Origin of the sequence: Halocynthiibacter sp., assembly GCF_049608145.1 — a bacterium.
Classification (GTDB): Bacteria; Pseudomonadota; Alphaproteobacteria; order Rhodobacterales; family Rhodobacteraceae; genus Halocynthiibacter.
On the sequence record NZ_JBMYXF010000002.1, the window covers coordinates 14,906 to 39,041 of the forward strand.

The 24,136-nt window shown below is 54.7% G+C and carries 22 protein-coding genes; 11 read left to right on the forward strand and 11 right to left on the reverse strand.

From position 1 onward, the window contains the following. Positions 1-72: 72 nt before the first annotated feature. Positions 73-222 (forward strand): hypothetical protein, encoded by a 150-nt coding sequence (locus ACPGUT_RS01150; protein ID WP_423988403.1) that lies wholly within the window; start codon positions 73-75, stop codon positions 220-222. Between the two features lie 37 nt (positions 223-259). Here ACPGUT_RS01150 and ACPGUT_RS01155 read toward each other — a convergent pair whose 3' ends face one another. After that, the gene (locus ACPGUT_RS01155) at positions 260-769 is read right to left on the reverse strand and encodes an Lrp/AsnC family transcriptional regulator (protein WP_423988404.1); all 510 of its coding nucleotides are present in this window, start codon (positions 767-769) and stop codon (positions 260-262) included. Between the two features lie 260 nt (positions 770-1,029). Between ACPGUT_RS01155 and trxB the strand changes: the two genes are divergently transcribed. Then, on the forward strand, positions 1,030-1,983 hold the full coding sequence (gene trxB / locus ACPGUT_RS01160) for a thioredoxin-disulfide reductase (protein WP_423988405.1): 954 nt from the start codon (positions 1,030-1,032) through the stop codon (positions 1,981-1,983). Between the two features lie 190 nt (positions 1,984-2,173). After that, complete coding sequence (locus tag ACPGUT_RS01165; RefSeq protein WP_423988406.1) at positions 2,174-4,243, forward strand: bifunctional sulfate adenylyltransferase/adenylylsulfate kinase; 2,070 nt, start codon at positions 2,174-2,176, stop codon at positions 4,241-4,243. 63 nt (positions 4,244-4,306) lie between these two features. Here ACPGUT_RS01165 and ACPGUT_RS01170 read toward each other — a convergent pair whose 3' ends face one another. The 5 genes from ACPGUT_RS01170 to ACPGUT_RS01190 all read right to left on the reverse strand — a co-directional run bounded on the left by ACPGUT_RS01170 (position 4,307) and on the right by ACPGUT_RS01190 (position 9,520). Further along, positions 4,307-5,095: a hypothetical protein gene (locus tag ACPGUT_RS01170; RefSeq protein WP_423988407.1), complete on the reverse strand. Its 789-nt coding sequence runs from the start codon at positions 5,093-5,095 to the stop codon at positions 4,307-4,309. Positions 5,096-5,155: 60 nt separating this feature from the next. After that, positions 5,156-6,046 (reverse strand): PhzF family phenazine biosynthesis protein, encoded by an 891-nt coding sequence (locus ACPGUT_RS01175; RefSeq protein WP_423988408.1) that lies wholly within the window; start codon positions 6,044-6,046, stop codon positions 5,156-5,158. Between the two features lie 16 nt (positions 6,047-6,062). After that, positions 6,063-7,652, reverse strand: coding sequence for a peptidoglycan -binding protein (locus ACPGUT_RS01180; protein WP_423988409.1), 1,590 nt, complete (start codon positions 7,650-7,652; stop codon positions 6,063-6,065). 2 nt (positions 7,653-7,654) lie between these two features. After that, the gene (locus tag ACPGUT_RS01185) at positions 7,655-8,857 is read right to left on the reverse strand and encodes a biopolymer transporter ExbB (protein ID WP_423988410.1); all 1,203 of its coding nucleotides are present in this window, start codon (positions 8,855-8,857) and stop codon (positions 7,655-7,657) included. A gap of 105 nt (positions 8,858-8,962) precedes the next feature. After that, entirely contained in the window at positions 8,963-9,520 is a 558-nt protein-coding gene (locus tag ACPGUT_RS01190; protein WP_423988411.1) for a gamma-glutamylcyclotransferase, read from the reverse strand. 95 nt (positions 9,521-9,615) lie between these two features. Between ACPGUT_RS01190 and ACPGUT_RS01195 the strand changes: the two genes are divergently transcribed. After that, positions 9,616-10,596 carry a DUF2125 domain-containing protein gene (locus ACPGUT_RS01195; protein ID WP_423988412.1) on the forward strand — a complete coding sequence of 327 codons (981 nt, stop codon included), beginning with the start codon at positions 9,616-9,618 and terminating at the stop codon, positions 10,594-10,596. On the opposite strand, the gene ACPGUT_RS01200 is transcribed toward ACPGUT_RS01195, so the two are convergent. From ACPGUT_RS01200 to rpsD, 5 genes are all read right to left on the reverse strand, one after another. Beyond that, the gene (locus ACPGUT_RS01200) at positions 10,593-11,549 is read right to left on the reverse strand and encodes an extensin family protein (protein WP_423988413.1); all 957 of its coding nucleotides are present in this window, start codon (positions 11,547-11,549) and stop codon (positions 10,593-10,595) included. The genes ACPGUT_RS01195 and ACPGUT_RS01200 overlap by 4 nt on opposite strands. Further along, positions 11,546-12,475 carry a prephenate/arogenate dehydrogenase family protein gene (locus tag ACPGUT_RS01205; protein ID WP_423988414.1) on the reverse strand — a complete coding sequence of 310 codons (930 nt, stop codon included), beginning with the start codon at positions 12,473-12,475 and terminating at the stop codon, positions 11,546-11,548. Before ACPGUT_RS01205 ends, ACPGUT_RS01200 begins: the two co-directional genes overlap by 4 nt. Beyond that, positions 12,472-13,590: a histidinol-phosphate transaminase gene (gene hisC / locus ACPGUT_RS01210; RefSeq protein WP_423988415.1), complete on the reverse strand. Its 1,119-nt coding sequence runs from the start codon at positions 13,588-13,590 to the stop codon at positions 12,472-12,474. Before hisC ends, ACPGUT_RS01205 begins: the two co-directional genes overlap by 4 nt. Before the next feature lie 189 nt (positions 13,591-13,779). Beyond that, positions 13,780-14,649: an alpha/beta fold hydrolase gene (locus ACPGUT_RS01215; protein ID WP_423988416.1), complete on the reverse strand. Its 870-nt coding sequence runs from the start codon at positions 14,647-14,649 to the stop codon at positions 13,780-13,782. A 107-nt stretch (positions 14,650-14,756) separates the two neighbouring features. Next, positions 14,757-15,377: a 30S ribosomal protein S4 gene (gene rpsD / locus ACPGUT_RS01220; protein WP_423988417.1), complete on the reverse strand. Its 621-nt coding sequence runs from the start codon at positions 15,375-15,377 to the stop codon at positions 14,757-14,759. Between the two features lie 344 nt (positions 15,378-15,721). Here rpsD and ACPGUT_RS01225 point away from each other — a divergent pair, with 344 nt between their 5' ends. The 7 genes from ACPGUT_RS01225 to ACPGUT_RS01255 all read left to right on the forward strand — a co-directional run bounded on the left by ACPGUT_RS01225 (position 15,722) and on the right by ACPGUT_RS01255 (position 24,135). Then, a complete protein-coding gene (locus ACPGUT_RS01225) occupies positions 15,722-18,016 on the forward strand; it encodes a bifunctional salicylyl-CoA 5-hydroxylase/oxidoreductase (RefSeq protein WP_423988418.1) in 2,295 nt (764 codons plus the stop codon). After that, on the forward strand, positions 18,016-18,777 hold the full coding sequence (locus ACPGUT_RS01230; RefSeq protein WP_423988419.1) for an SDR family NAD(P)-dependent oxidoreductase: 762 nt from the start codon (positions 18,016-18,018) through the stop codon (positions 18,775-18,777). Before ACPGUT_RS01225 ends, ACPGUT_RS01230 begins: the two co-directional genes overlap by 1 nt. A gap of 10 nt (positions 18,778-18,787) precedes the next feature. Beyond that, complete coding sequence (locus tag ACPGUT_RS01235; protein WP_423988420.1) at positions 18,788-19,237, forward strand: MarR family winged helix-turn-helix transcriptional regulator; 450 nt, start codon at positions 18,788-18,790, stop codon at positions 19,235-19,237. Then, positions 19,230-20,039, forward strand: a complete 810-nt coding sequence (locus tag ACPGUT_RS01240; protein WP_423988421.1) for an enoyl-CoA hydratase family protein — start codon at positions 19,230-19,232, stop codon at positions 20,037-20,039. The genes ACPGUT_RS01235 and ACPGUT_RS01240 overlap by 8 nt, the downstream gene beginning before the upstream one ends. Before the next feature lie 85 nt (positions 20,040-20,124). Then, positions 20,125-21,279 carry an acyl-CoA dehydrogenase family protein gene (locus tag ACPGUT_RS01245; protein ID WP_423988422.1) on the forward strand — a complete coding sequence of 385 codons (1,155 nt, stop codon included), beginning with the start codon at positions 20,125-20,127 and terminating at the stop codon, positions 21,277-21,279. A gap of 42 nt (positions 21,280-21,321) precedes the next feature. Further along, a complete protein-coding gene (locus ACPGUT_RS01250; RefSeq protein WP_423988423.1) occupies positions 21,322-22,947 on the forward strand; it encodes an AMP-binding protein in 1,626 nt (541 codons plus the stop codon). A gap of 51 nt (positions 22,948-22,998) precedes the next feature. Next, entirely contained in the window at positions 22,999-24,135 is a 1,137-nt protein-coding gene (locus ACPGUT_RS01255) for an ABC transporter substrate-binding protein (RefSeq protein ID WP_423988424.1), read from the forward strand. The last annotated feature ends 1 nt before the right edge of the window (position 24,136 follow it).

The following is a 24,136-nucleotide window of genomic DNA, read 5'->3' on the forward strand; positions in this document are numbered from 1 at the left end:
CATCCCCGCCCCTTTTGGCTGACAATACAGCCAGAATAATCCGGATTTTCCGGGCAGGTAGCGGGGCATGTTATGGACCAGAACACTAGAAAATCCGACACGCGTTCTGATCAGAACCTCAAAAAGCTTATCCAACACGCCGAAAAAACGACCGTCCAAATGCCTTGGGCACGGGGTGCACGCCGTCAGGAAATGATCAAACGCCGTGAAAACGACGCCTGAAAAGCAAATTCAGAAGTTTCGGAAACGGGCGTGAGCGTTACAGGCCGCTTTCCAACTGGCGCACGCGTTCTTCAAGCACCTCAAACGGCACACCCGGCACATCTTTCGCACAGCGGATTACAAGTGAAGTCTTCACACTTGCAACGTTTTCCGCAGACGTCAGCTGTTCCGTCAGAAAGCTTTGGAAGGTAGAAAGATCCGGCGCCACACATTTCAACAGAAAATCCACTTCCCCGTTCAACATGTGACATTCACGCACAAGCGGCCAGTCCCGGCATTTTCCTTCAAACACGCTCAGATCCGCTTCCGCTTGGCTGACAAGCCCAACCATGGCGAAAACTTGCACCTCAAAGCCAAGATCGCGAGAGTTAACATCCGCATGATACCCCCGAATGTATCCAGCATCTTCAAGGGTCCGCACACGGCGCAGACAAGGCGGGGCTGAAATGCCCACCCGTTTGGCCAGTTCCACGTTGGTCATACGGCCATCAGCCTGCAGTTCCGCCAGAATCTTACGGTCGATTTCGTCAAGTTTAGAGCCAGCCATCCGGTCCGCCTGCGTTTTTGGTTGTTTTCAAAGCCCGATGCACGGGGGATCTTACCAGATAGATATCCTGGTAATTTTCGCGGATCGTACGCGAGGCCGCTGATGCACGCAATAATATTTCAACGATTATCTGAAAACTTTTCACCAGCCAGTCAAAAATCCCGCTTTGATAGTTTTTTCGTGACAGACCACTGCCTGGCCTTCCCAGTTGGGCGCACTGCGCTTATATCCGTTTAAACACTGATTTAACGGAGATCCCCATGGCGGAAACGCGGCACACTAAAGTTCTTATCATTGGTTCCGGCCCTGCGGGCTATACTGCAGGCGTTTATGCCAGCCGCGCCATGCTGGAACCCATTCTTGTTCAAGGCATGGAACCCGGCGGTCAGCTGACCACAACCACCGATGTTGAAAACTGGCCAGGCCATAGCGAAATTCAGGGCCCAGACCTGATGGTCAACATGGAAGCACACGCACGCGCCATGGGCACCGAGATCATTTCAGATCTGATCACCAGCCTTGATATGTCCAAGCGCCCCTTCACAGCCCAAAGCGACAGCGGCACAGTTTACACGGCAGATGCGGTTATTTTGGCGACTGGTGCACGCGCGAAATGGCTAGGTCTGGAATCTGAAGAGAAATTCAAGGGCTTTGGCGTTTCCGCCTGCGCAACCTGTGATGGGTTCTTCTATCGCGGTCAGGAAATTGTGGTCATCGGCGGCGGCAACACAGCCGTGGAAGAAGCCCTGTTCCTGACGAACTTTGCCTCCAAAGTTACCCTGATCCACCGTCGTGATGAATTGCGATCAGAGAAGATCCTTGAAGATCGCCTGATGAAGAACGAGAAGATCGAACCACTGTGGTTCCACGAATTGGTGGAAGTTGTCGGCGACGAGAACCCACTGGGCGTGACGGCTGTACGCGCAAAACACGTCAAGACCGGCGAGATTACCGAGATCCCATGTAAAGGTGTATTTGTGGCAATCGGGCATGCGCCTGCAAATGAACTGGTAAAAGACACATTGGAAACCCATATGGGCGGCTATGTTAAGACTGCACCAGACAGCACAGCCACCTCTATCCCCGGTGTATTTGCCGCAGGCGACCTAACAGACCACAAATATCGCCAGGCTGTAACATCTGCCGGCATGGGTTGTATGGCGGCACTGGAAGCAGAACGTTTTCTGGCAGAACAGGATGATGCGGAAGGATAACCCCTTTCACATTCTGAAATAGAATTTTCTTAAAGGGTGGGCTTGTGTCCGCCCTTTTTTGTTCTTTCGATCACCACCCCGAGTTGTGCCAAAAAGAACACAAAATTTACCATCCCGACATTAAAACCCTTTGCATGACAGCCGCTCCGCCCTATGTGTTCACGCATGAACACTTATTGAGTCGTATGTTATGGCCCCCCCTGTGACAAAATCCAATCTGACAGAGGAAGACCAGATCTTCCTGCTTCTGCGCCAGCTGGACACTGCGCCAGGGGCGTCTCAGCGCGCAACCGCCGCTGCGATTGGTATTTCTCTGGGTCGCCTGAACGCCCTTCTACGCGAAGTGGTCAATACGGGTCTGATCACCATCACTGAACGCACTGGCCCCGATAAACGCCAGCGTTTCGCTTATACTTTAACATCCCGGGGTGGCGCAGAGATGCGGCATCTCACGGACAGCTTTCTTGCCCGCAAGCTGGCCGAATTTGAGGCCCTGCATGCAGAGCTGACCGGTACCACCAGCGGGCTTGTACCGTTTAAAAACAGGAACAGTATTATGGAAAACAACCTTGCCCCGATCCCGGAACTCTACGTTTCGTACGAAAGTGCACAGAAACTGAAAGTGGAAGCTGGCGATCTGACCAGTCACGACCTAACACCACGTCAGATCTGCGACCTGGAACTCTTGATGAACGGCGGCTTTAACCCGCTGAAAGGCTTCCTGTCTGAGGAAGATTACAACGGTGTTGTTGAAAACATGCGCTTGGCCGATGGTTCCCTCTGGCCAATGCCTGTGAACCTTGATGTTTCTGAGGATTTCGCGGCAACCGTCGAAGTTGGACAAGACATCGCCCTGCGCGACCAGGAAGGCGTCATCCTTGCGACCATGACCGTGACCGACAAGTGGGAGCCAAACAAAGCGCGCGAGGCCGAAAAAGTTTTCGGTGCCGATGATGATGCACATCCTGCTGTAAACTACCTACACAACCAAGCTGGCAAGATCTATCTGGGCGGCCCTATTGTTGGTATTCAGCAGCCGGTGCATTACGATTTCCGCGCCCGCCGCGACACCCCGAACGAGCTGCGCGCATACTTCCGTAAGCTGGGCTGGCGTAAAGTTGTTGCGTTTCAAACCCGCAACCCACTGCACCGTGCCCACCAGGAATTGACCTTCCGCGCCGCGCGCGAAGCCCAGGCCAACCTGCTGATCCACCCGGTTGTTGGCATGACCAAGCCTGGTGATGTTGATCACTTCACCCGCGTTCGCTGCTACGAAGCTGTACTGGATAAATACCCTGCAGCAACCACATCCATGTCCTTGTTGAACCTGGCGATGCGTATGGCTGGCCCTCGTGAAGCTGTCTGGCACGGCCTGATCCGCAAAAACCACGGCTGCACCCATTTCATCGTTGGCCGCGACCACGCAGGCCCTGGCAAGAACTCCGCCGGGGATGATTTCTATGGCCCATATGATGCACAGGACCTGTTCCGGGAACATCAGGAAGAAATGGGCATCGAAATGGTCGATTTCAAACACATGGTTTATGTGCAGGAGCGCGCCCAATACGAACCAGCGGATGAAATCAAAGATGCGGATGACGTGACCATCCTGAACATCTCTGGCACAGAGCTGCGTCGCCGTCTGGCAGAAGGCCTTGAGATCCCTGAATGGTTCTCATTCCCGGAAGTTGTGACAGAACTGCGCCGCACCAAACCACCGCGTTCCCAGCAAGGCTTCACCGTTTTCTTCACCGGCTTCTCTGGCTCCGGCAAATCCACCATTGCGAACGCCCTGATGGTCAAGCTGATGGAAATGGGTGGCCGTCCCGTGACCCTGCTAGATGGTGATATCGTGCGGAAAAATCTGTCTTCCGAACTCGGTTTCTCTAAAGAGCACCGTGATCTGAACATCCGCCGTATTGGCTATGTGGCCTCTGAGATCACAAAGAACGGCGGCATCGCGATCTGTGCGCCTATCGCGCCTTACGCAACAACACGTCGCGCCGTGCGTGAAGACATCGAGGGCTTTGGCGCCTTTGTTGAGGTTCACGTGGCAACCAGCATTGAAGAATGTGAACGCCGTGATCGCAAGGGTCTTTATAAGCTGGCGCGTGAAGGCAAGATTAAAGAGTTCACAGGGATTTCTGACCCGTATGATGTGCCGGTTGACCCGGAACTGGCCGTCGAAACAGAAAATGTGGATGTGGACAATTGCGCCCACCAGGTTCTGCTGAAACTGGAAAGCATGGGCCTGATCTAATCGGATCAAGCCAACACGAAAAGCGCCCCAATTTTTGGGGCGCTTTTTTATTGCCAGATTTTACTACTGGCTGTTCAAAACCTCGCCCAATTCCAGCGCTGTCTCATACACCGGCTCCCAGGCTTTCATGCAAGCCTCCATGTCCTCACGGAATTCTGGGTCGTGGCGTTGCTTCGGCCAACGGTACTCAAAGCGTTCATTGTATAAAATCTGCTCTTCCGCCAGCGCCGCACCGGAATGCCGGATTATCTCTGCTGCAAGGGGCGAACGCATGACTCGCGTAAAGGCAATCTCACGATCTTCTTCATACGGAATTTCGGGGAAGCACATCTTTGTGCCTTCCAAAGCAGATGCATTCAGCAAAACAACCCGATGCAAAAGCCCCCAGCCAAACAATCGTGCAAACCGCAAATGTGGAAATATCTGGGCCGTGTGATCGCTCGCCGCCGGACCCAGATCACTCACACCATAGAAATGAGTTCTACCTTCAGTTACAGATGGCTGATAGACAAGATCACAGCCAAAATAACTGATTGTTTTATATCTCGCCTCGTTCACCGCCCAGAAGCCTGCAAAGATTGAAATGGACGCAGATGTCATTATTGGGCCACCTACCTGATCTAGGGTGTTCTTATATTGCCTTTTGCGAATGCGCCGTGCGGGATAAGTTTCCGGCACTTGGGCACCATCAGTATGATCTCTCAGCGCAATCTGATAGTCGAAGTCATCCCTGAGCTGCCACGCCTTATGCAATGCAATTTTCTCAAAGCCTTCCAAATTGGCATCTACCAGCTGTGCGGAACATGGCGCGCTCCCAACAATCATGGCATGTTTATTACGCTTATCGACCATAATCACCCTTTGCCAACGCACACAAAACTTAGAGAGACGTTACATTTCTCAGTTCGATTGTCAAAGCTCCAGGATCCCCCGCATCACAACCTTACCCTGCCCGCCAACACGCACGGAAGTGGGCGCGGCACGTGGACCCACCACTTCTACACGTGCCGTTCCAGGGCGGCCCATCCAATGCCCTTGCTCAGCCAGAAATGCGGGTCTTTCAATAAGATTGTGATGCCAAAGATAGGCCGCCATACATCCCGTCGCCGAGCCAGTAAACGGATCCTCCGGAGGCATAGGTGCAGGCAACAACAGACGCGAAAAAGTTCTAGATACACCGGATTTTTCGTTCAGCGTCACAAGAAAAGGTTCCACTAGATCTGCCCGGGCGGTGCCCTCTGGATTGATCGTGTGCCAAGCTTCCGGTTTCAGTGCCGCACGCCGTAAAGCATCCTGATCCCGTAGAACCGCCACACAAAATGGCGTCCCGGTAGATACAATCTGTGGTGTTCCCAGAAAATCACCTGACGTTAACCCATACATATCCGCGATAAGTTCTACGTCCATTTCACGGCCAAACACAGGCGCTGGCTGCGTCATCGTAATCAAAACCTGATCGTTCTCAACCGTCACTTCAATCGGCAGAACACCTACCCCAACTTCCAAAGAAAGCGTTGCACACCCCTCTGAAAGATCAACATGCCCCCGAGCAACCAACGACGCCACCGTAGCGATCGTCGGGTGCCCCGCCATCAGAATTTCCTTGTCTGCCAGATAATAGCGCGCCCCGAAATCTGCGACTTTAGACGGCACCATAAACGCACACTCAGACAACGAGGTTTCACGTACCAGCGACAGACGGTCAGCCACTGGCAAATCTTTCGCATCGTGGACAACGACACATCCGTTTCCAGAAAAAGCCCGGTTGGTGAATGCGTCAACCCAGTCGAAACTATATGACATCAGGTGTCCTTCGCTCTTATTTTTCCGTAAATTTCAGCTCAATCCGCCGGTTCTGGGCGCGGGCCTCAGATGTATTTTCAGGATTGATCGGGTGATGTTCACCAAAACCTGCCGCAATCAGCCGTTCTGCTGGAATTCCCAGGTCTTCGATCATGTAACGCACCACCGACAAGGCCCGCCCCTGGGACAGCTCCCAGTTATCGCGATAACGGCCTGCACTGGATTGCGGAATATTGTCGGTATGTCCGTCAACCCGGATTACCCAATCGATATCGGGCGGAATGTCATCCACCACTTCACGCAGTATCGCCGCAATTTTTGCAACCTCCCCACGGCCCTGCGCCAGGAGGTCGACCGACCCGCTGGGAAATAGAACCTCGGAACTGAAGACAAATCTGTCGCCCACAATGCGCACACCATCCTGACTTCCAAGGACATCTCGCAGTTTGCCGAAAAACTCCGACCGATATTGCGCTAGATCTTCGTTTTCGCTTTCAAGGCGACGACGTTCTGCTTCCTCAAGGGTGCGACGTCGCCGTTCTTCAGCAGCAACCTGCGCAAGTGCGCTGTTCAATTGTGACCCCAAGGCTTCCAGCTGAACATTGTTTGCGCTGTCACGCTCTGCGGCTTCGTCCAGCAAATTTTGCAACGCGCCCAGTTGCCCACGCAACTGCGCAACCTGCTGATTAAGAAGCTCAAACTCTCTCTGACTTTCTGCAGAAGCCGCCTCAGCCACCTGCAACTTTTCCTGTGCTGCGGCCAAAAGGATCGCGTCACGTTCCGCGTCAGATACAACACCTTCAGCCTCTGCCTGCGCCAGCCGTGCCGCGGCCAACAGCGTCAGTGTTTCTTCGGCTTCACGTCGTTTTTCCTCAAGGGCCAGCGTCATGGCCGTCAATTCAGTATCCGCATTCTGTAAACGTTCGCGCAAGGCCTCTGCAGCAAGGCTTTCCGCCAAGCGCGCGGCCTCTGCGTCGCCCAGTTCGGCTACCGCCACATCTGCCCGAGTCTGCAAGTCGGCGGTCAGAGCTTCCAGCGCCTCTCGCTGCGCGGCAGCCAAACGCGCGGCTTCTTCCGCTGCATCCGTTTCATCCCGCGCCTGAGACAGAGCCAGCTGCGCGGCTTCGGCATCTGAAATCAACCGGGTCTGAGACGCTTCCAGTTCATCAATCCGAGATGACAACGCATCACTTGTTGCAAGCGCGTCATTCCGTTCAGCCAACAACCCGGCCACCTGAGCTTCGAACCCGGTAATCCGATTGCTTGCGGCGCTCAAGGCTGCTTCCTGGCTGGCATTCTGCCCACGCAGGCTGGCAATCAGCGCCTGTTGCTGTCGTGCTTCGGTTTCTGCCTGGGTCAGGTTTTCCGACAACGTCCGCGTACGGTTTTCTTCAAGACCCAAGGCATCCGCAAGATCCATCACCTGGCTTGTTAGCTGATCCAATTCCTTGTCCTGCCCGGTAATCGTTTCGCGCAACACGAATTGCACAATCATAAAGATCGTCAGCACAAACATCAAAACCAGCAAAAGTGCGGTCATTGCGTCAACAAAACCCGGCCAGATGGAAGCCTGGAATTTTTGCCCGGTGCGTCGCGACAGAGCCATCTTCAGCTATCCGTTCTGCGGTTAGATGATGTCCGCGACATAGGTGCTGCAAGGGCCTGTAATCCTTCTGCAACCTGCGCCAGCTCTGCTTTCAGATCCGCAATGCTTTCCTGCCGGCCAGCTGACATTTCTTCGAGAATGCGTAATAATTGAACATCGATAGATCGCAGGCGCATCCGGCTTTCCGCATCTGTATGGGCACCCGTTCCTTCTGCATTTTCATTCATCTGATGCAGAAGGCGTTCAAGCCCTTCTGAGATACGCATCAACAAGGCATCCCGCGTCTGTCCGTCATCCGGTGTGCCACGCTCAACCATTTGCGCCAGCTTATCTTCCAAAGCCAATCGGGTGGCTTCTGCTTTGCTATGGGCTTCATGAGAACGTTCCAGCTGCAATGTCAGCCGTTCCAGCGCATAGGCCAGTTGTCCACCATCCGAACTATTCTCGCTATCACCAGACGCAAAGCCCAGACGGGTTATTGTAGACAGCCATTCTTCCAGGTTGCCATAAAAACGGTTCTGCCCGTGACCTGCGAAAAGTTCTAGAAGCCCGACAACAAGTGACCCGGCAAGCCCCAAAAGAGAGGATGCAAAAGCCGTGCCCATGCCGCCCAATTGTTCTTCAAGGCCACTCATCAGGCGGGTGAAAACATCGACACCCAGTGCTTCTTCGCCCTCCGCAGGCGCAAGAGAACTGATCGTATCCACAAGCGCCGGGATGGTTGTTGCAAGACCGTAGAACGTGCCCAGCAACCCAAGAAAGATCAGCAGGTTCACGATATAGCGCGTAATATCGCGGGCCTCATCAATACGCGTTGCAACCGAATCCTGAATAGATGTCGCCGACGCAGAACTGATCTGCATCGTCACGCCCTGCCCGGCACGGCCCCGCAAAAGTGTGGCCAACGGCACCAAAAGCTTAGGCGCAGCTGTGTTATTGCCATCAGGATCCGCGGCAAAACCTTCGATCCAGCGTACGGCGTAAAACAACTGAATGACCTGCCAGAAACAGGCGAGAACCCCGATAACAAAGACAAAAACGATAAACCCGTTCAGCCAAGGGTTGGCAAGGAAAACGGGACCGATCCTAGGCAAGGCCACATATAGGCCAAATCCTACAAGCCCGATAACGGCCAGCATCGTCAGGATCTGACTTACCGGATGTGAAAAACTTGGATTCGCCTGGTACTGCTGTGCTTGCGCCATTGCGGCCTCATCCTGACTTTGTTGTTCTTTGACCACAGGATAAGCGATCAGGCCCCTTTGGCCAGTAAAATTTCGGGGGCCTGGAAATCATTATGTGTCACAAGATCATGACTGATCCGATACAAGCACCTTCACACGTTTTGCAAGCCAGGACAAATCCGCATCTTGCAGGCCTGTTTCTTCCAGATGTGCTGCCGTATTCCAGAGATATTCCGTGTTCGGCCCACGTCCACCAACTGCGGTCGACATAATCTGCGCCTGTTCCTCAAGCGCAAGGCCACCACAATATTGTTCATGAATGACATCGATTACATAGGTCACTGCTTCCAGCGGGCCTTCATCGGTTTCAAGCATCTGGATCGTTTCCAGATAGGCCGATGAAACCAGTTCCCGTTCCCGCAGTTCAGCCAGGGTTTTCTCTGCATGTTCGGGGGCAACAAAAAATGCAACGCCGTCACAATACGCATCCCCTTGGCGATCCAGCGCCAGCACCAGACCCGGATGCGCTTCTGTCCCGCGATGGTGAATAGAGCGCATGCAAAACGACCGATGCCAGCCATTCAGCCGCGCCTGTTTCTGCTGCGCCACCGGGAACCCCGGGTTCCACAAAAGCGAGCCATAGCCAAACACCCAAAACCCGCCAGAAATATCAATATCTACCATTTCACGCTCATTCCATTCCAGCCCGCAAAGACAATGCTAGCCCTTTTTCCTGCGCCCCTGTAAACACCAGGAAACGCAAAAGGGGAAGAGCAACCATGCGCGGGCTGATTATCTTTATACTATGTGGCTTCATTGGCTGGGGTGGATATTGGGTTGTTGGCTCAACCACGTTGGAAAGCCGTCTGAACACGGCCTTTGATGAAGCTGCCAATCAAGGTATTAATCTGCAATATTCCGAATTTGGCGTACAGGGGTTTCCCAACCGTTTTGACACGGTGATGCACGATGTTGACCTAAAGATCCCCGCAGAAGGTATTGCATGGCAGGCACCCTGGTTCACGACAGCAGCGCTCAGCTATAAGCCTTGGCATCTGATTGCATCATGGCCTGAAACCCAGACCCTGACAGTTGGTGATTTCACAACCGATATTCTGTCCAGCGAAATGCAGGCAAGTGTGGTGTTTGAACCGGATGTCAGCCTGCCCCTTGAACGCAGCCAAATGGTGGCGCGAGATCTGCAGATCAAACCTGTAGCGACACAACAAACCCTTTCCATTTCTGAACTGTTCATCGCCACCCGCCAAAACCCGAACACATCTGAAACGCATGACCTCCTCATCAGTCTCAAACAAATCTTACCCCCTGCAGACCTGATGGCAGCTATTGACCCAGAACAAAAACTGCCCTTGCATCTGTCCGAATTTCGCAGCGATACATCCTTGGAATTCGCTGGCCCAGTTAATCGGATTGCCCCACCGGTGTTAAAGGCTCTTGATCTGCGAGAGGCCAAACTGATCTGGGGCAATGCGATTGTCACAATCGGCGGGCGGCTGACGCCGGATGCATCTGGTCGACCAGATGGCCAGATGGCGCTGAAAATCCAGAACTGGCGCGATATCTTTCAGGTTTTGGTCAGTACTGGCCTTGCACAGCCTGGCTGGGAAGGCGCGTTAAGTGCACTCACGTTATCAGATGGTGATCCCACAACCCTCAACGCCCCGTTGCTCTTTCGCGATGGGCAGATCTGGTTGGGGCCGTTCCCACTAGCTCAGGCGCCTGTTCTGTTCGCGGGTTAACGGCAATAAGGCCCACTGCCGTGGTTGGCGACGTCGAAATGGAAATGATCCTGATGGTATCGGTCTGCATCGGGTCCCAGAACCGTGCCAAAAGGCCCGCAGGCTGATCGATGCATACGCCGCAAAAGTTCACGTTGCGGATTGCTACGCCAACCGGACAGAACCGTAATATCTGCGCCGTTTTTTAGATTGATCCCGGCAATATCAACCGCGTTGCCCTTACCATGTTCACTGACACGCGCACCGGCCCGGTTATTACGTGTGCGACAGGAATAGCTGGCAATCACGCGAATGCTTTCGACACCTCCGCCAAGACGCCCCACAGCAGGACGCACGCCTTCATTGATCCAAGTCTTTAACGCCTGCGCTGTATCGCAGTTAATTGTCGCAGGACTGGTCAATGTCACGCCATCAATTTCAGTAATCCGCACAGGGTTAGACACACCACACCCACGCATCGTGCCCGCAATAGAAGCCACTTGTTCTCCGCGAATTGTGCGATCTCCACAGACAGATCCCCGACGAGGTTGATTGCCGCGCTGACGTGCTGCACGTCGTTCATCCCGTTCACGGCGACGCCGTTCTGCATTGCTTTCCCCCGCAGGTGCAGCAGTGGTTGCGGCCGCCTGTGCGACCCGTCGCTGTGCAAGTCCTGCAGGGCGCAGCTGTGGGATCAGGGATCGGCTAACACCAGGCACCGAAGCCGCGATAAAGCCAACTGTCGCGGCGGGTGCCGATACAACAGTGCGCGCCACGCTGCGCGTGCCCGGGCGCAATTGTGGCCGGATTGATGGATTATAAAAGACAGGCACAGTCGTCTGACGCACGGTGCTTTGAACAACCGTTCCCGGACGCAGTTGCGGGATCAGCGAACGGGATGGCGCATTGGCCAGCGCGGGCTGACCCAAGATCAATGCGGTCATCAGCGCATATGTGAAACCGCGCTTGGTCATTCTGGTGCGGCGGGTTTCGCCCCCCGGCCAAAGTCTGGCGCGTCTGTGTCCTGACCTGCCTCGATAATGCCGCGACGAATGGTGCGGGTGCGGGTAAAATAATCGTGCAGCAGCTCACCATCGCCCGTGCGTATCGCGCGTTGCAGAGCAAAAAGCTCCTCGGTGAAACGACCCAGAATTTCCAATGTGGCTTCTTTGTTATTCAGAAACACATCGCGCCACATGGTCGGATCAGACGCAGCGATACGGGTGAAATCCCGAAAACCAGCAGCGGAATATTTGATCACTTCGCTGTCGGTCACACGGCGCAGATCATCAGCGACACCCACCATTGTATATGCAATCAGGTGCGGCGCATGGCTGGTCACGCCCAGCACAAGATCATGATGTTCCGCATCCATCTGTTCAACATTCGCGCCAAGCCCTTCCCAGAACTTTGTCAGGCGATCGATTTCTTCCGGATTTTCACAGCAATCGGAAATGAGCAAACACCAGCGATTGTCATACAGCTCCGCAAAACCGGCGTCTGGACCAGAATGTTCCGTACCCGCCAGAGGGTGGCCCGGGATAAAACAGGCATGATCAGGTAAATGAGGTGAGACATCTCTGATAACGGCGGCTTTCACGGAGCCAACATCGGTGATCACAGCCCCCTGTTTCAGATGTGGTGCAATTTCAGCGGCAACCGTTCCCATCGCGCCAACAGGCACACAAAGCACGACCAGATCCGCATCCTTCACAGCATCCGTCGCGCTGTCACAGATCATATCACACAGACCGATTTCTCTGGCGCGGGCGCGCGTTTTTTCTGAACGCGCAAAACCCGTCACTTCGCCGGCAAGGCCCGCGCGTTTCATGCCCCAGAACATTGAAGACGCGATCAGCCCCAGGCCAATAAGTGCTACCCGATCATAAATCTGCGTCATTCAGATACATCCGCTTTAACCGTGGGATCAGACGCATCGCCTTCTTTAAATCGCCCGATCACATGGGCCACACGACGGCAGGATGGTTCATCACCAATTGTGATCCGCAAACAGTTGGGAAGGTTATATCCCCCAACTTTACGCACAATCAGGCCTTCTTTGCGCAGTTCTGCATCACAGGCATTTGCTTCTTCTTCAGATGCAAAGCGTGCAAGAATAAAGTTTGCGCAAGACGTATCAGACATTACGCCATGTTCGGCCAAAGCTTCGGCCAACCACGCCCGCAAACGCGCATTTTCATTGCGACATTTCGTGACATAGTCCTGATCTTTCAAGGCGGCTTCGGCTGTGTCCAGTTGCGGACGGGACAGATTAAAGGGTGGACGGATCTTCAATAAAGTTTCGATCACGTTCTTCGGACCATACCCCCAGCCGACCCGTAATCCACCGAGACCATACAGCTTGGAAAAGGTACGTGTCATGACAACATTGTCACGGCTTTCGACCAACCCGGCACCGCCATCAAAGTTTTCGATATAATCCGCATACGCGCCATCCAGAACCAGCAGGCATTGCTCCGGCAGGCCAGCGGCCAGACGGCCAACTTCATTGCCACCAATCATGGTGCCAGTGGGGTTGTTGGGGTTCGCAATAAAGACAAGCTTTGTGCGTTCTGTGCAGGCCTCTAGGATTGCATCCACATCGGTCAGACGACCACGTTCTTTCACCTCAACAGGTGTACCACCCGCCGCAAGCGTAGAAATGCGATACATGGCAAAGCCGTGTTCCGTATGAATGACCTCATCACCTTCGCCAACATAAGCCTGACACAGAAGTGAAATTACTTCGTCAGAACCATTCCCGCAAATGATCCCTTCCTCTTCCAGATCAAACTGCGCCGCGAGAGCACGGATCAGTGTTTTATGATCAGAGGGCGGATAGCGATGCAGTTCATGGCCCGACTTGCGCCACGCTTCGGTCGCCTTTTCAGATGGACCAGCTGGGTTTTCGTTGGATGACAGTTTGATCACGTCGCGTACACCAGCGACTTTTGCTTCGCCACCTTTGTAGGGCGCGATATTCTTCACACTGCTTTTTGGCCGGATGCTTGTCATTGGGGAAACCCATCCTTGCTTACACATTCACGGGCCGTTTTAACCTCAGCATCCGCGCAAGACCATGGGGAAAACACCTCATCCCGCAGATATAAAAAAAGGGGCACCAAAATGCCCCTTTTCGAAATGCACGGCTTCTCCGACAAAAGCTAACTTTCCGCCCCCAATGGCAGGCTATTCAGATCAAAGTCAGAGGCCAGACATCCAACTGCGCAAGTCATCAAAGAACGCGTTTTCTTCCTCAATGAACGGGTAATGACCGGAATTCTCAAAAATCGTCAGTTGCGCATTCGGTGCAAGATCTGCAATTCTGCCGGCCCCTTGCTCTGGCGGAGTGATACCATCCACACGCCCTGCAACGGCATAGACTGGCACACTAATTTTCGGAAGCTCTTCCACCATATTGAACGACCCCAACAGCCCCGCCGCCGCATTCCAAGCCTGGTAAGAATATGTTGTTGCTTCATCCAGCTTTGCGCCCAGTGCCGGGTCATAATCTTTGAAATACATCTGTATGACAAGATTCCAGGTCGCGCGGAAAGTCTCATCATCCGGCATCGGGCCTGCAAACAATGCACCCAACGCCCCCATTTGCGCATCATTCCCGGCAAGCGCAGGTTCATAGTCCAGCGCTGGCGCCGTGTCGATCAGCGCAAGACCTGTCAACTTATCTTGATGGGCCGCAGCATAAGCTTGGGCAATGAATCCTCCGTAGGAATGCCCTATCAAGATCATGTCATCGTGTCCCAGATGTGCACGCAACCCATCGGCATCAGACACAAGACGATCCATTGTCAGGTCAGAAAAATCTGCGGGATGATCTGATTGACCGTTCCCATGGTGATCATAGTAAATCACCGAATGCCCATCAGAAAGCTGATCGAAATAAGGCCGCAGATAGGTGTGATCAAGACCCAGCCCGCCGTGCATCACCATAACCGCAGGGCCATCCCCCACGACAGTGTAGGACAGGGTGCTGCCATTAATTTCCACTGTTTCCGCCTGGGCCGCCCCGATAACCATACTGATAACTCCCGCACTTATTAAAGATTTCTTCATGACATCCTCCCCGATGTACAGACAGGGTGGCACAGGCCCGGGGCCGCAGGCAAATAAAAAAGGCCGCCCCAAGGCGACCTTTAAAATTCTCAGTGGTTCGGCGAAAATTAGTTTTTCGCGTAGAATTCCACGACGAGGTTTGGTTCCATCATCACTGGGTATGGCACATCGCCAAGACCCGGAGTGCGAATGAAAGTCGCCTTCATTTTGGAGTGATCCGCTTCAACATAGTCAGGAACATCACGTTCTGCCAGTTGTGTTGCTTCGATCAGAACAGCCAGCTGGCGGGACTTTTCACGAACTTCGATCACGTCGCCTTCTTTAACACGGTAAGAAGGAATGTTCACTTTCTTGCCGTTCACAGTCACGTGGCCGTGGTTTACGAACTGACGTGCTGCAAAAACAGTTGCAACGAATTTCGCGCGGTACACAACAGCGTCAAGACGACGCTCAAGCAGACCAATGAGGTTTTCACCTGTATCGCCTTTAACACGCTCAGCTTCGCCATAGATGCGACGGAACTGCTTCTCGGTCAGGTCGCCATAGTAGCCTTTCAGCTTTTGCTTGGCGCGCAGCTGGATACCGAAGTCAGACAGTTTGCCTTTACGGCGCTGACCGTGCTGGCCTGGGCCATATTCACGACGGTTTACTGGAGACTTAGGACGGCCCCAGATGTTTTCGCCCATGCGGCGGTCAATTTTGTATTTGGCAGCAGTACGTTTAGTCATTGCTGTTCTCCTTCTGTGCCCGCTTGTCAGCCTATTTAGGCGTCCGCGCTGCGGTTTATTGAAGGGCGTTGTCCTTCTCCCGGAAACCCGGGTGACAGGCATCCTCTTGCGAGGGCCACCAACACCAAAGAATCCCCAGAACAGATTCTGCCCGGGAACAGAGGGCTTTTAGGGGCAGGACCATCAGCTGTCAACGGGATTTCCACCCTGTTTTACAGCGATTGCACCGATAGATAACACGAATACTCGCACCTTAAATATTTTATACTTGAAATAAATTCCACCTGTGGCACAGTTCAGCAAGGGACAGGTGTCAGGACACAGGCCCCGACAAGGAGGAAAACATGAAAATCGCATGTCTGGGCGGCGGCCCTGCCGGGCTTTACTTTGCTATCTCAATGAAACTGCGCCAACCCGAGGCACAGGTCACCGTGATTGAGCGCAACAAAGCCGATGACACATTTGGTTGGGGGGTTGTTCTGTCCGATGATGCGATGGGCAACCTTTCGGAAAACGACCCTGTTTCAGCGCAAATGATCCGTGACAGCTTTTCCTGGTGGGATGACATTGCCGTGGTGCATGACGGGGTGCGCACCGTGTCCGGCGGCCATGGCTTTGCCGGCATTGGCCGGATGCGGATGTTATTGATCCTGCAAGAACGCGCGCGAGAGCTGGGCGTGAACCTTGTGTTTGAGACCGAAGCGAAACCTGTGCAAGACTACCAGGCCGAATATGACGTGGTAGTTGGTTGTGATGGTTTGGGCTCCAAAGTCCGTGACGCCCATTCCGAGCATTTCAAACCCGAAATTGATGTACGTGAATGCAAATTCATCTGGCTCGGCACCCAGCAGAAATTCGACGACGCTTTCACCTTTATCTTTGAGAAAACCGAACATGGTTGGGTTTGGGCCCATGCTTACCAGTTTGATGATGACACTGCCACGGTGATTGTCGAATGCCAGCAAGAGACCTGGGATAAATTTGGCTTTGAAGCGATGAGCAAGGACCAGATCATCGCGAAATGTGAAGAAATCTTTGCGGATCATCTGGGCGGGCATAAGCTGATGTCCAACGCCGATCACCTGCGTGGATCCGCCGTCTGGATGAACTTCCCCCGGGTGCTGTGTGAGAAATGGCATCATGAGAATGTGGTGCTGCTGGGCGATGCGTCTGCCACCGCGCATTTTTCGATCGGGTCAGGGTCACGTCTGGCTTTTGACAGTGCGATTGCCTTGGCGGAGTTCATTCACACCGAAGACACGCTGGAAGGCGCATTTACACGTTACCAAGAGGAACGCCGCCTGGATGTGCTGCGCCTGCAATCCGCGGCGCGCAATTCGCTGGAATGGTTTGAACAGGTGGAACGTTACCTGGATCTGGACCCGGTGCAGTTCAACTATTCCCTGCTGACCCGGTCCCAGCGCATCAGCCACGAAAACCTGCGTGAACGCGACGCAGATTGGCTGGAGAGTGCCGAAAAATGGTTCCAGACCCAAGCAGGCGGCGCAGAAACGCCGGTGCGTGCGCCGATGTTTGCACCTTATAAACTGCGCGACATGGGCCTGAAAAACCGCATCGTGGTGTCCCCCATGGCACAATATAAGGCCGTGGATGGCACACCTACGGATTGGCATTTGATCCATTATGGGGAACGCGCAAAAGGCGGGGCCGCGCTGATCTATACAGAGATGACATGTGTGTCTAACACGGGCAGAATCACGCCAGGTTGCCCAGGTCTATATGCACCGGAACATGAAGCGGGCTGGAAACGCCTAACGGATTTCGTACACGCCGAAACCGACGCAAAGATCTGCTGCCAGATCGGTCATGCCGGGCGCAAGGGGTCTACGCGCATTGGCTGGGAAGGCATGGATCAACCGCTGGAAAGTGGCAATTGGGATCTGATATCAGCCTCGCCTATTGCTTGGTCGGACAACAACGCCACTCCGCGCGAAATCACCCGCGCTGAGATGGATGAGGTGCGGGATCAGTTTGTGGCTGCAACTGAAATGGCGGATCGTGCAGGTTTTGACATGGTCGAATTGCACGCCGCCCATGGCTATCTGATCAGCTCCTTCATTTCCCCTGTCAGCAACCAGCGCACCGATGGTTACGGCGGCAGTCTGGAAAACCGCATGCGTTACCCGCTGGAAGTCTTCAAGGCCATGCGTGCAGTCTGGCCGGAAGGCAAACCCATGTCCGTGCGGATTTCTGCAAATGACTGGGTGGGAGAGGCCGGTGTCACCCCGATCGATGCCGTCGACATCGCAGATATGTTCCATGCGGCGGGGGCCGACATCATCGACGTATCTGCAGGTCAGACGACAACCGACGCCAAACCCATCTATGGCCGTATGTTCCAGACGCCTTTCTCGGATCGCATCCGCAATGACACGGGCATCGCGACCATGGCGGTGGGCAATATCTTTGAACCCGATCACGCCAATTCCATCCTGATGGCCGGGCGTGCCGATCTGGTCGCCGTTGGCCGCCCGCATCTGGCTGATCCATACTGGACCCTGCATAATGGCGCGGCAATCGGGGATCGTTCTGCGACGTGGCCCCTGCCCTATGACGCGGGCCGCGAACAGGCCTGGCGTCTGGCGGATCGCAATGCTGAAATGCTGGGGAAAGTGTGATGAGCGACCTAACAGGTAAACACGCAGTGGTAACAGGCGGCGGCACGGGTGTCGGCGCAGCAATCGCTGAAACACTGGCCCATGCAGGCGCACGGGTGACGGTGATGGGCCGCACGGAAGCCCCTCTGAAACAAGTGGCAAAACAGCATAAAGCGATTGGCTACACCTGCTGTGATGTGACAGATACCGATGCCGTAAAATCCGCATTTCGCGAGGCACGCGGCGTGAATGGTGCCATCGATATGATCATCGCCAATGCGGGTGCGGCCGAAAGCAAGCCTTTCGCGAAAACCTCTGCCGACGAATTTCAGACCATGCTGGATGTGAACCTGACAGGCGTGTTCAACTGCTTCCAGGCCGCTTTGCCCGATATGGAGCTGGCCGGCGAAGGGCGCATGATTTCCATTGCCTCTACCGCCGGACTGAAAGGCTATCCCTATGTCGCGGGCTATGTGGCGGCGAAACACGGGGTTGTCGGCCTGACCCGCGCGCTGGCCCTGGAACTTGCGCAAACCGGTGTGACCGTGAACGCGATCTGCCCAGGCTTTATCGACACCCCGATGCTGGAGCGGTCCATCACAATCATCATGGAAAAAACCGGGATGGCGCGCACAAAGGCCGAACGTGCCCTGCGTGCCCCCAACCCGCAAGACCGTTTCGTCACCCCGCAGGAGGTCGCGGATATGGTACTCTGGCTCTGTTCAGACAGCGCGCGCGGCGTGAATGGTGCGGCCCTGCCGATCTCAGGCGGTGAAATATGAAGGTGAAGACATGCTAAACCCGGAACCCGATTCAAAATCCCGCCTGCGGCTCTGGCTGCGCCTACTGAAGACCAGCCGGGGGATTGAGACAACATTGCGCGAACGCCTGCGCGTGGAATTTAACTCCACCCTGCCGCGTTTTGACGTCATGGCTGCGCTGATGCGCCATGAAGACGGACTGCGGATGAGCGAGCTGGCCGGTGGTCTGAAAGTATCCAATGGCAATGTCACCGGCATTATTGAACGCTTGGTGGAAGATGACATGGTGGAACGGGTGGCGGTAAAGGGCGACCGGCGCGCGACCAAAGTGCGGCTGACCCGTGGGGGTAAAATTCACTTCGAAAAACTCGCCGAGGCGCATGAAGCCTGGATTGACGAATTGCTGGGCGCCTTTGCGCCGGAAGATGCAGATTACCTGTCCGCGCAATTGCAGACGGTGGAGGATCAGACACATGACTAATGCATGCACTGAAGTTCAGCATTTTAAACTGTCGATCACCGATCGCGTGGCGACCGTGCGGCTGAATCGACCAGACCGCAAGAACCCCCTGACCTTTGAAAGTTACGCAGAGCTGCGTGACTGGTTCCGTGACCTACATTACGTCGATGATGTGGATGTGGTGGTCTTTGCCTCAAACGGTGGAAACTTTTCATCCGGGGGTGATGTGCATGACATCATTGGGCCGTTGACGCGGATGAACATGAAAGATCTCATGCGTTTCACCCGGATGACCGGCGACCTGGTCAAGGCAATTATGAATTGCGGCAAGCCTGTGATTGCCGCGGTCGATGGCATCTGTGTCGGGGCGGGCGCAATCATCGCCATGGCGTCCGACATGCGTATTGCAACGCCCGAGACAAAGACAGCCTTTCTGTTCACCCGTGTCGGGCTTGCTGGTTGTGACATGGGCGCTTGCGCAATTTTACCCCGGATCATTGGGCAATCCCGCGCGGCAGAATTGCTCTATACAGGGCGTTCCATGTCTGCTCAGGAAGGTGAGGCATGGGGATTTTATTCCCGTCTGGTTTCAACTGACGCTTTAGAAACAGAAGCGCAGGGAATGGCGGATCGCATCAAATCCGGACCCAATTTCGCCCATATGATGACCAAAACCATGTTGAACCAAGAATGGTCTATGTCGATTGATCAGGCGATTGAAGCCGAGGCCCAGGCCCAAGCGATTTGCATGCAGACGGAAGATTTCAAACGCGCATACAATGCGTTTGTCGCCAAAGAAAAACCGGTATTTGAGGGGGACTAAGAGATGAATTTTCTGACGTTGCCCTGCGGGCCAATGTTCGACGCCTCCGGCGGGAGTATTTTCGGAAAGGTGAAGGGGCAAGTTCATGGTCGATAAATCATACCTTTCCTGGCCATTTTTTGACGAACACCACCGGGCGCTCGCCGAAGACCTGCAAGGCTGGGCCGCACGGGAACTCTCTGATCTAGACCATTCCGACACAGACGTCCTGTGCCAGAATTTAGTCACACGCCTCGGTCGGGATGGCTGGGCCGCGCATTCCGGGGTGGATCCTGCGGACGCGGGGGCAAAGCTCGACGTCCGCACCCTCTGCCTGATCCGCGAAACGCTGGCTTATCATGACGGGCTGGCGGATTTTTCCTTCGCGATGCAGGGGCTCGGCACCGGTGCGATTTCACTGTTTGGAACGGATGCGCAAAAGGCTGAATACCTGCCAAAAACCCGCAGTGGCACGGCGATTTCCGCCTTTGCCCTGACAGAACCGCAATCCGGGTCTGACGTTGCCAATTCCACCATGACCGCCCAGCGCGACGGCGATGAATACGTTCTGAACGGCGAGAAAACCTGGATTTCCAATGGCGGGATCGCCGATATTTATACGCTGTTCGCCCGCACCGGGGAAGCACCGAGCGCACGTGGGCTGTCGGTCTTTATTCTGCCTGCTGGCCTGCCGGGATTTGAGATAGCTGAACGTCAACAAACCATCGCACCGCACCCGCTTGCGACCCTGCGTTTCACCGACTGTCGCATTCCTGCAAGCGCCATGATTGGTGAACCAGGCCAGGGGTTTAAGATCGCCATGTCGGTGCTCGATGTCTTCCGTTCCACCGTGGCCGCCGCTGCCTTGGGCTTTGCTCGACGGGCCCTAGATGAGGCGATCACACGTGTTAAAACACGCCATGTACAAGGTGCCCCGCTGGCAGAACTGCAGATGGTACAGGGGCATATCGCAGATATGGCGCTGAAGATCGATGCCGCAGCCTTGCTGGTCTACAGGGCGGCCTGGACGAAAGACATGGGCGCGCCGCGAGTCACGCGCGAAGCCGCCATGGCAAAACTGTTTTCAACGGACGAAGCGCAGAAGGTCATTGATACCGCGGTGCAGCTATTCGGCGGTGACGGCGTGCGATCCGGCATGATGGTTGAAAAACTGTACCGCGAAATAAGAGCTTTGCGCATCTATGAGGGCGCAAGTGACGTGCAGCGCGTGGTGATTGCCCGGGAGGCGTTGAAAGACTGAACATCTGGCCTGTTGGGAGGCGGGCCAAGGGGAGGAAGCGAGATGAATAAATTGGGCGAAAGCGCGCATGTGGACACGTTCACACGCAACAACCTGCCGCCACAGGATCAATGGCCGGATTTTCTGCTAGACGGGTTTGACTATCCGGAACGGCTGAACGCCGGGCATGAGCTGTGCGATGCCATGGTGGATCGCGGTTTTGGCGATCACACTGCCCTGATCGGCAATGGACGGCGGCGGACATATAAGGAATTGGCTGACTGGACCAATCGCCTGGCCCATGCACTCGTCGATGATCTGGGGATAAAGCCCGGCAATCGCGTGCTGATCCGTTCCGCCAACAACCCGGCCATGGTCGCCTGCTGGCTGGCCGCAACTAAGGCCGGGGCAGTGGTTGTGAACACCATGCCCATGCTACGCGCGGCAGAGCTGACAAAGATCGTTGATAAAGCCGAAATCACCCACGCGCTGTGCGACACGCGGTTGATGGATGAAATGACGACATGTGCAAATGACAGCGCATTTCTGAAAACAGTCACCGGTTTTGACGGCACCTCCAACCATGATGCCGAACTGGATCGTCTGGCTTTGGAAAAGCCCGTGCAATTCACGCCCTGCCCCACGTCGCGCGATGATGTGGCTTTGCTTGGGTTCACCTCTGGCACCACAGGTGAACCCAAGGCGACCATGCATTTTCACCGCGATCTGCTGATCATTGCAGATGGCTACGCGAAAGAAGTTCTGGGCGTCACGCCGGAAGATGTGTTCATTGGCTCGCCCCCGCTGGCCTTTACCTTTGGCCTTGGTGGCCTTGCGATCTTCCCCCTGCGTTTTGGCGCAGCGGCGACATTGCTGGAAAACGCAAGCCCGCCGAATATGATTGAGATCATCGAGAAATACAAAGCCACCGTCTGTTTCACCGCCCCCACCGCTTACCGTGCCATGCTGGCCGCGATGGAAGAAGGCGCGGATCTGTCCAGTCTGCGCGCCGCTGTTTCAGCCGGTGAAACCCTGCCCAAACCCGTCTATGACGACTGGATGCGCAAGACAGGCAAACCGATGCTGGATGGTATCGGTGCGACCGAGCTGCTGCATATCTTTATCTCCAACCGTTTTGACGATCACCGCCCTGCTTGCACCGGCAAACCTGTCACGGGCTATGAAGTGAAGGTGATTGATGACACAGGCGCTGAACTGCCTGCGGGCGAGATCGGACGCCTTGCGGTGCGGGGCCCCACGGGGTGTCGTTACATGACAGATGACCGCCAGGCTGATTATGTGCTGGACGGCTGGAATGTCACCGGCGACAGTTTCATGAAAGATGCCGATGGCTATCTGCATTTTGCCGCCCGCAATGATGATATGATTATCTCGTCCGGTTACAACATCGCCGGACCAGAGGTCGAAGCTGCGCTTCTTGCCCACCCGGATGTGGCCGAATGCGCGGTGATCGGTGCCAAGGATGACGCACGTGGTTCCATCGTGCAGGCCCATGTGGTTCTGAACGCGGCAGCCGTGCCGGGCGAAACATTAACCAAAGCATTGCAGGATCATGTGAAAGCAACCATCGCGCCGTTTAAATACCCACGATCCGTTGTCTTCACCAAAGCTTTGCCAAAAACAGAAACCGGAAAAATACAACGCTTCAGGCTTAAAGAAAGCGGATGACAACAGGAACGCGAAAGCCCAGACTGCGGGCATAAATTAAGGGAGGAAGACATGAAAATTATGAAAACACTGATGGCATCCGCCGCGATGCTGCTGGCGACCCAGGCCACCGCCGAAGTCAAAGTCGGCATGATCACCACGCTTTCGGGCGGCGGTGCAGGCCTTGGCATTGATGTGCGCGATGGCTTCATGCTGGCGGTTGAGATGGCCGGGCGCGATGATCTGGAAGTCGTGATTGAAGACGATCAGCGCAAACCTGACATCGCCGTACAACTGGCCGATAAAATGATCCAGTCGGAAGACGTGGACATCCTGACCGGCATCATCTGGTCAAACCTCGCCATGGCGGTTGTCCCTTCTGCCACCGCACAGGGTAAATTCTACCTGTCACCAAATGCTGGCCCTTCTGCGCTGGCGGGTCGTGGTTGCCATGAAAACTATTTCAATGTGGCCTGGCAGAATGACAACCTGCACGAAGCTGCGGGCGCTTATGCGAACTCTGCCGAATATGCGAATTCCTTCATTCTTGCGCCAAACTATCCTGCGGGCCAGGATGCGCTGACTGGGTACAAACGCATGTATGAAGGTGAGCTGGCAGGCGAGCTTTACACACAACTTGGCCAGACAGATTACGCCGCTGAAATCGCGCAGATCCGGGCGTCTGGTGCAGATAGTGTCTATTTCTTCCTGCCCGGCGGCATGGGCATTGCCTTCCTGAAACAATATGCGGCCTCTGGTGTGGATCTGCCTGTGGTTGGCCCGGCGTTTTCCTTTGATCAGGGCATTCTGCAGGCAGTGGGTGACGCGGCCCTTGGCGTTGTGAACACCAGCCAGTGGAACAAAGACATCGACAACGCCACAAATGCTGCTTTTGTTGAAGCCTTCCAGGCTGAATATGACCGCCTGCCATCGCTTTATGCGTCTCAGGGTTACGACACGGCGAACCTGATTATTTCCGCGATGAATGTTGCCGATGTGGATGATCAGGATGCCTTCCGTGCTGCACTGCAAGCGGCCGATTTCGCATCTGTGCGGGGCGATTTTGAATTCGGATCAAACCACCACCCGATCCAAGACATCTATGTGCGCGAAGTCATCAAAGAAGGTGACGTTTACACAAACCGCATCATCGGCACCGGCCTTGAAAACCATACGGATGCCTATGCAGCGGATTGTTCTCTGAACTAAA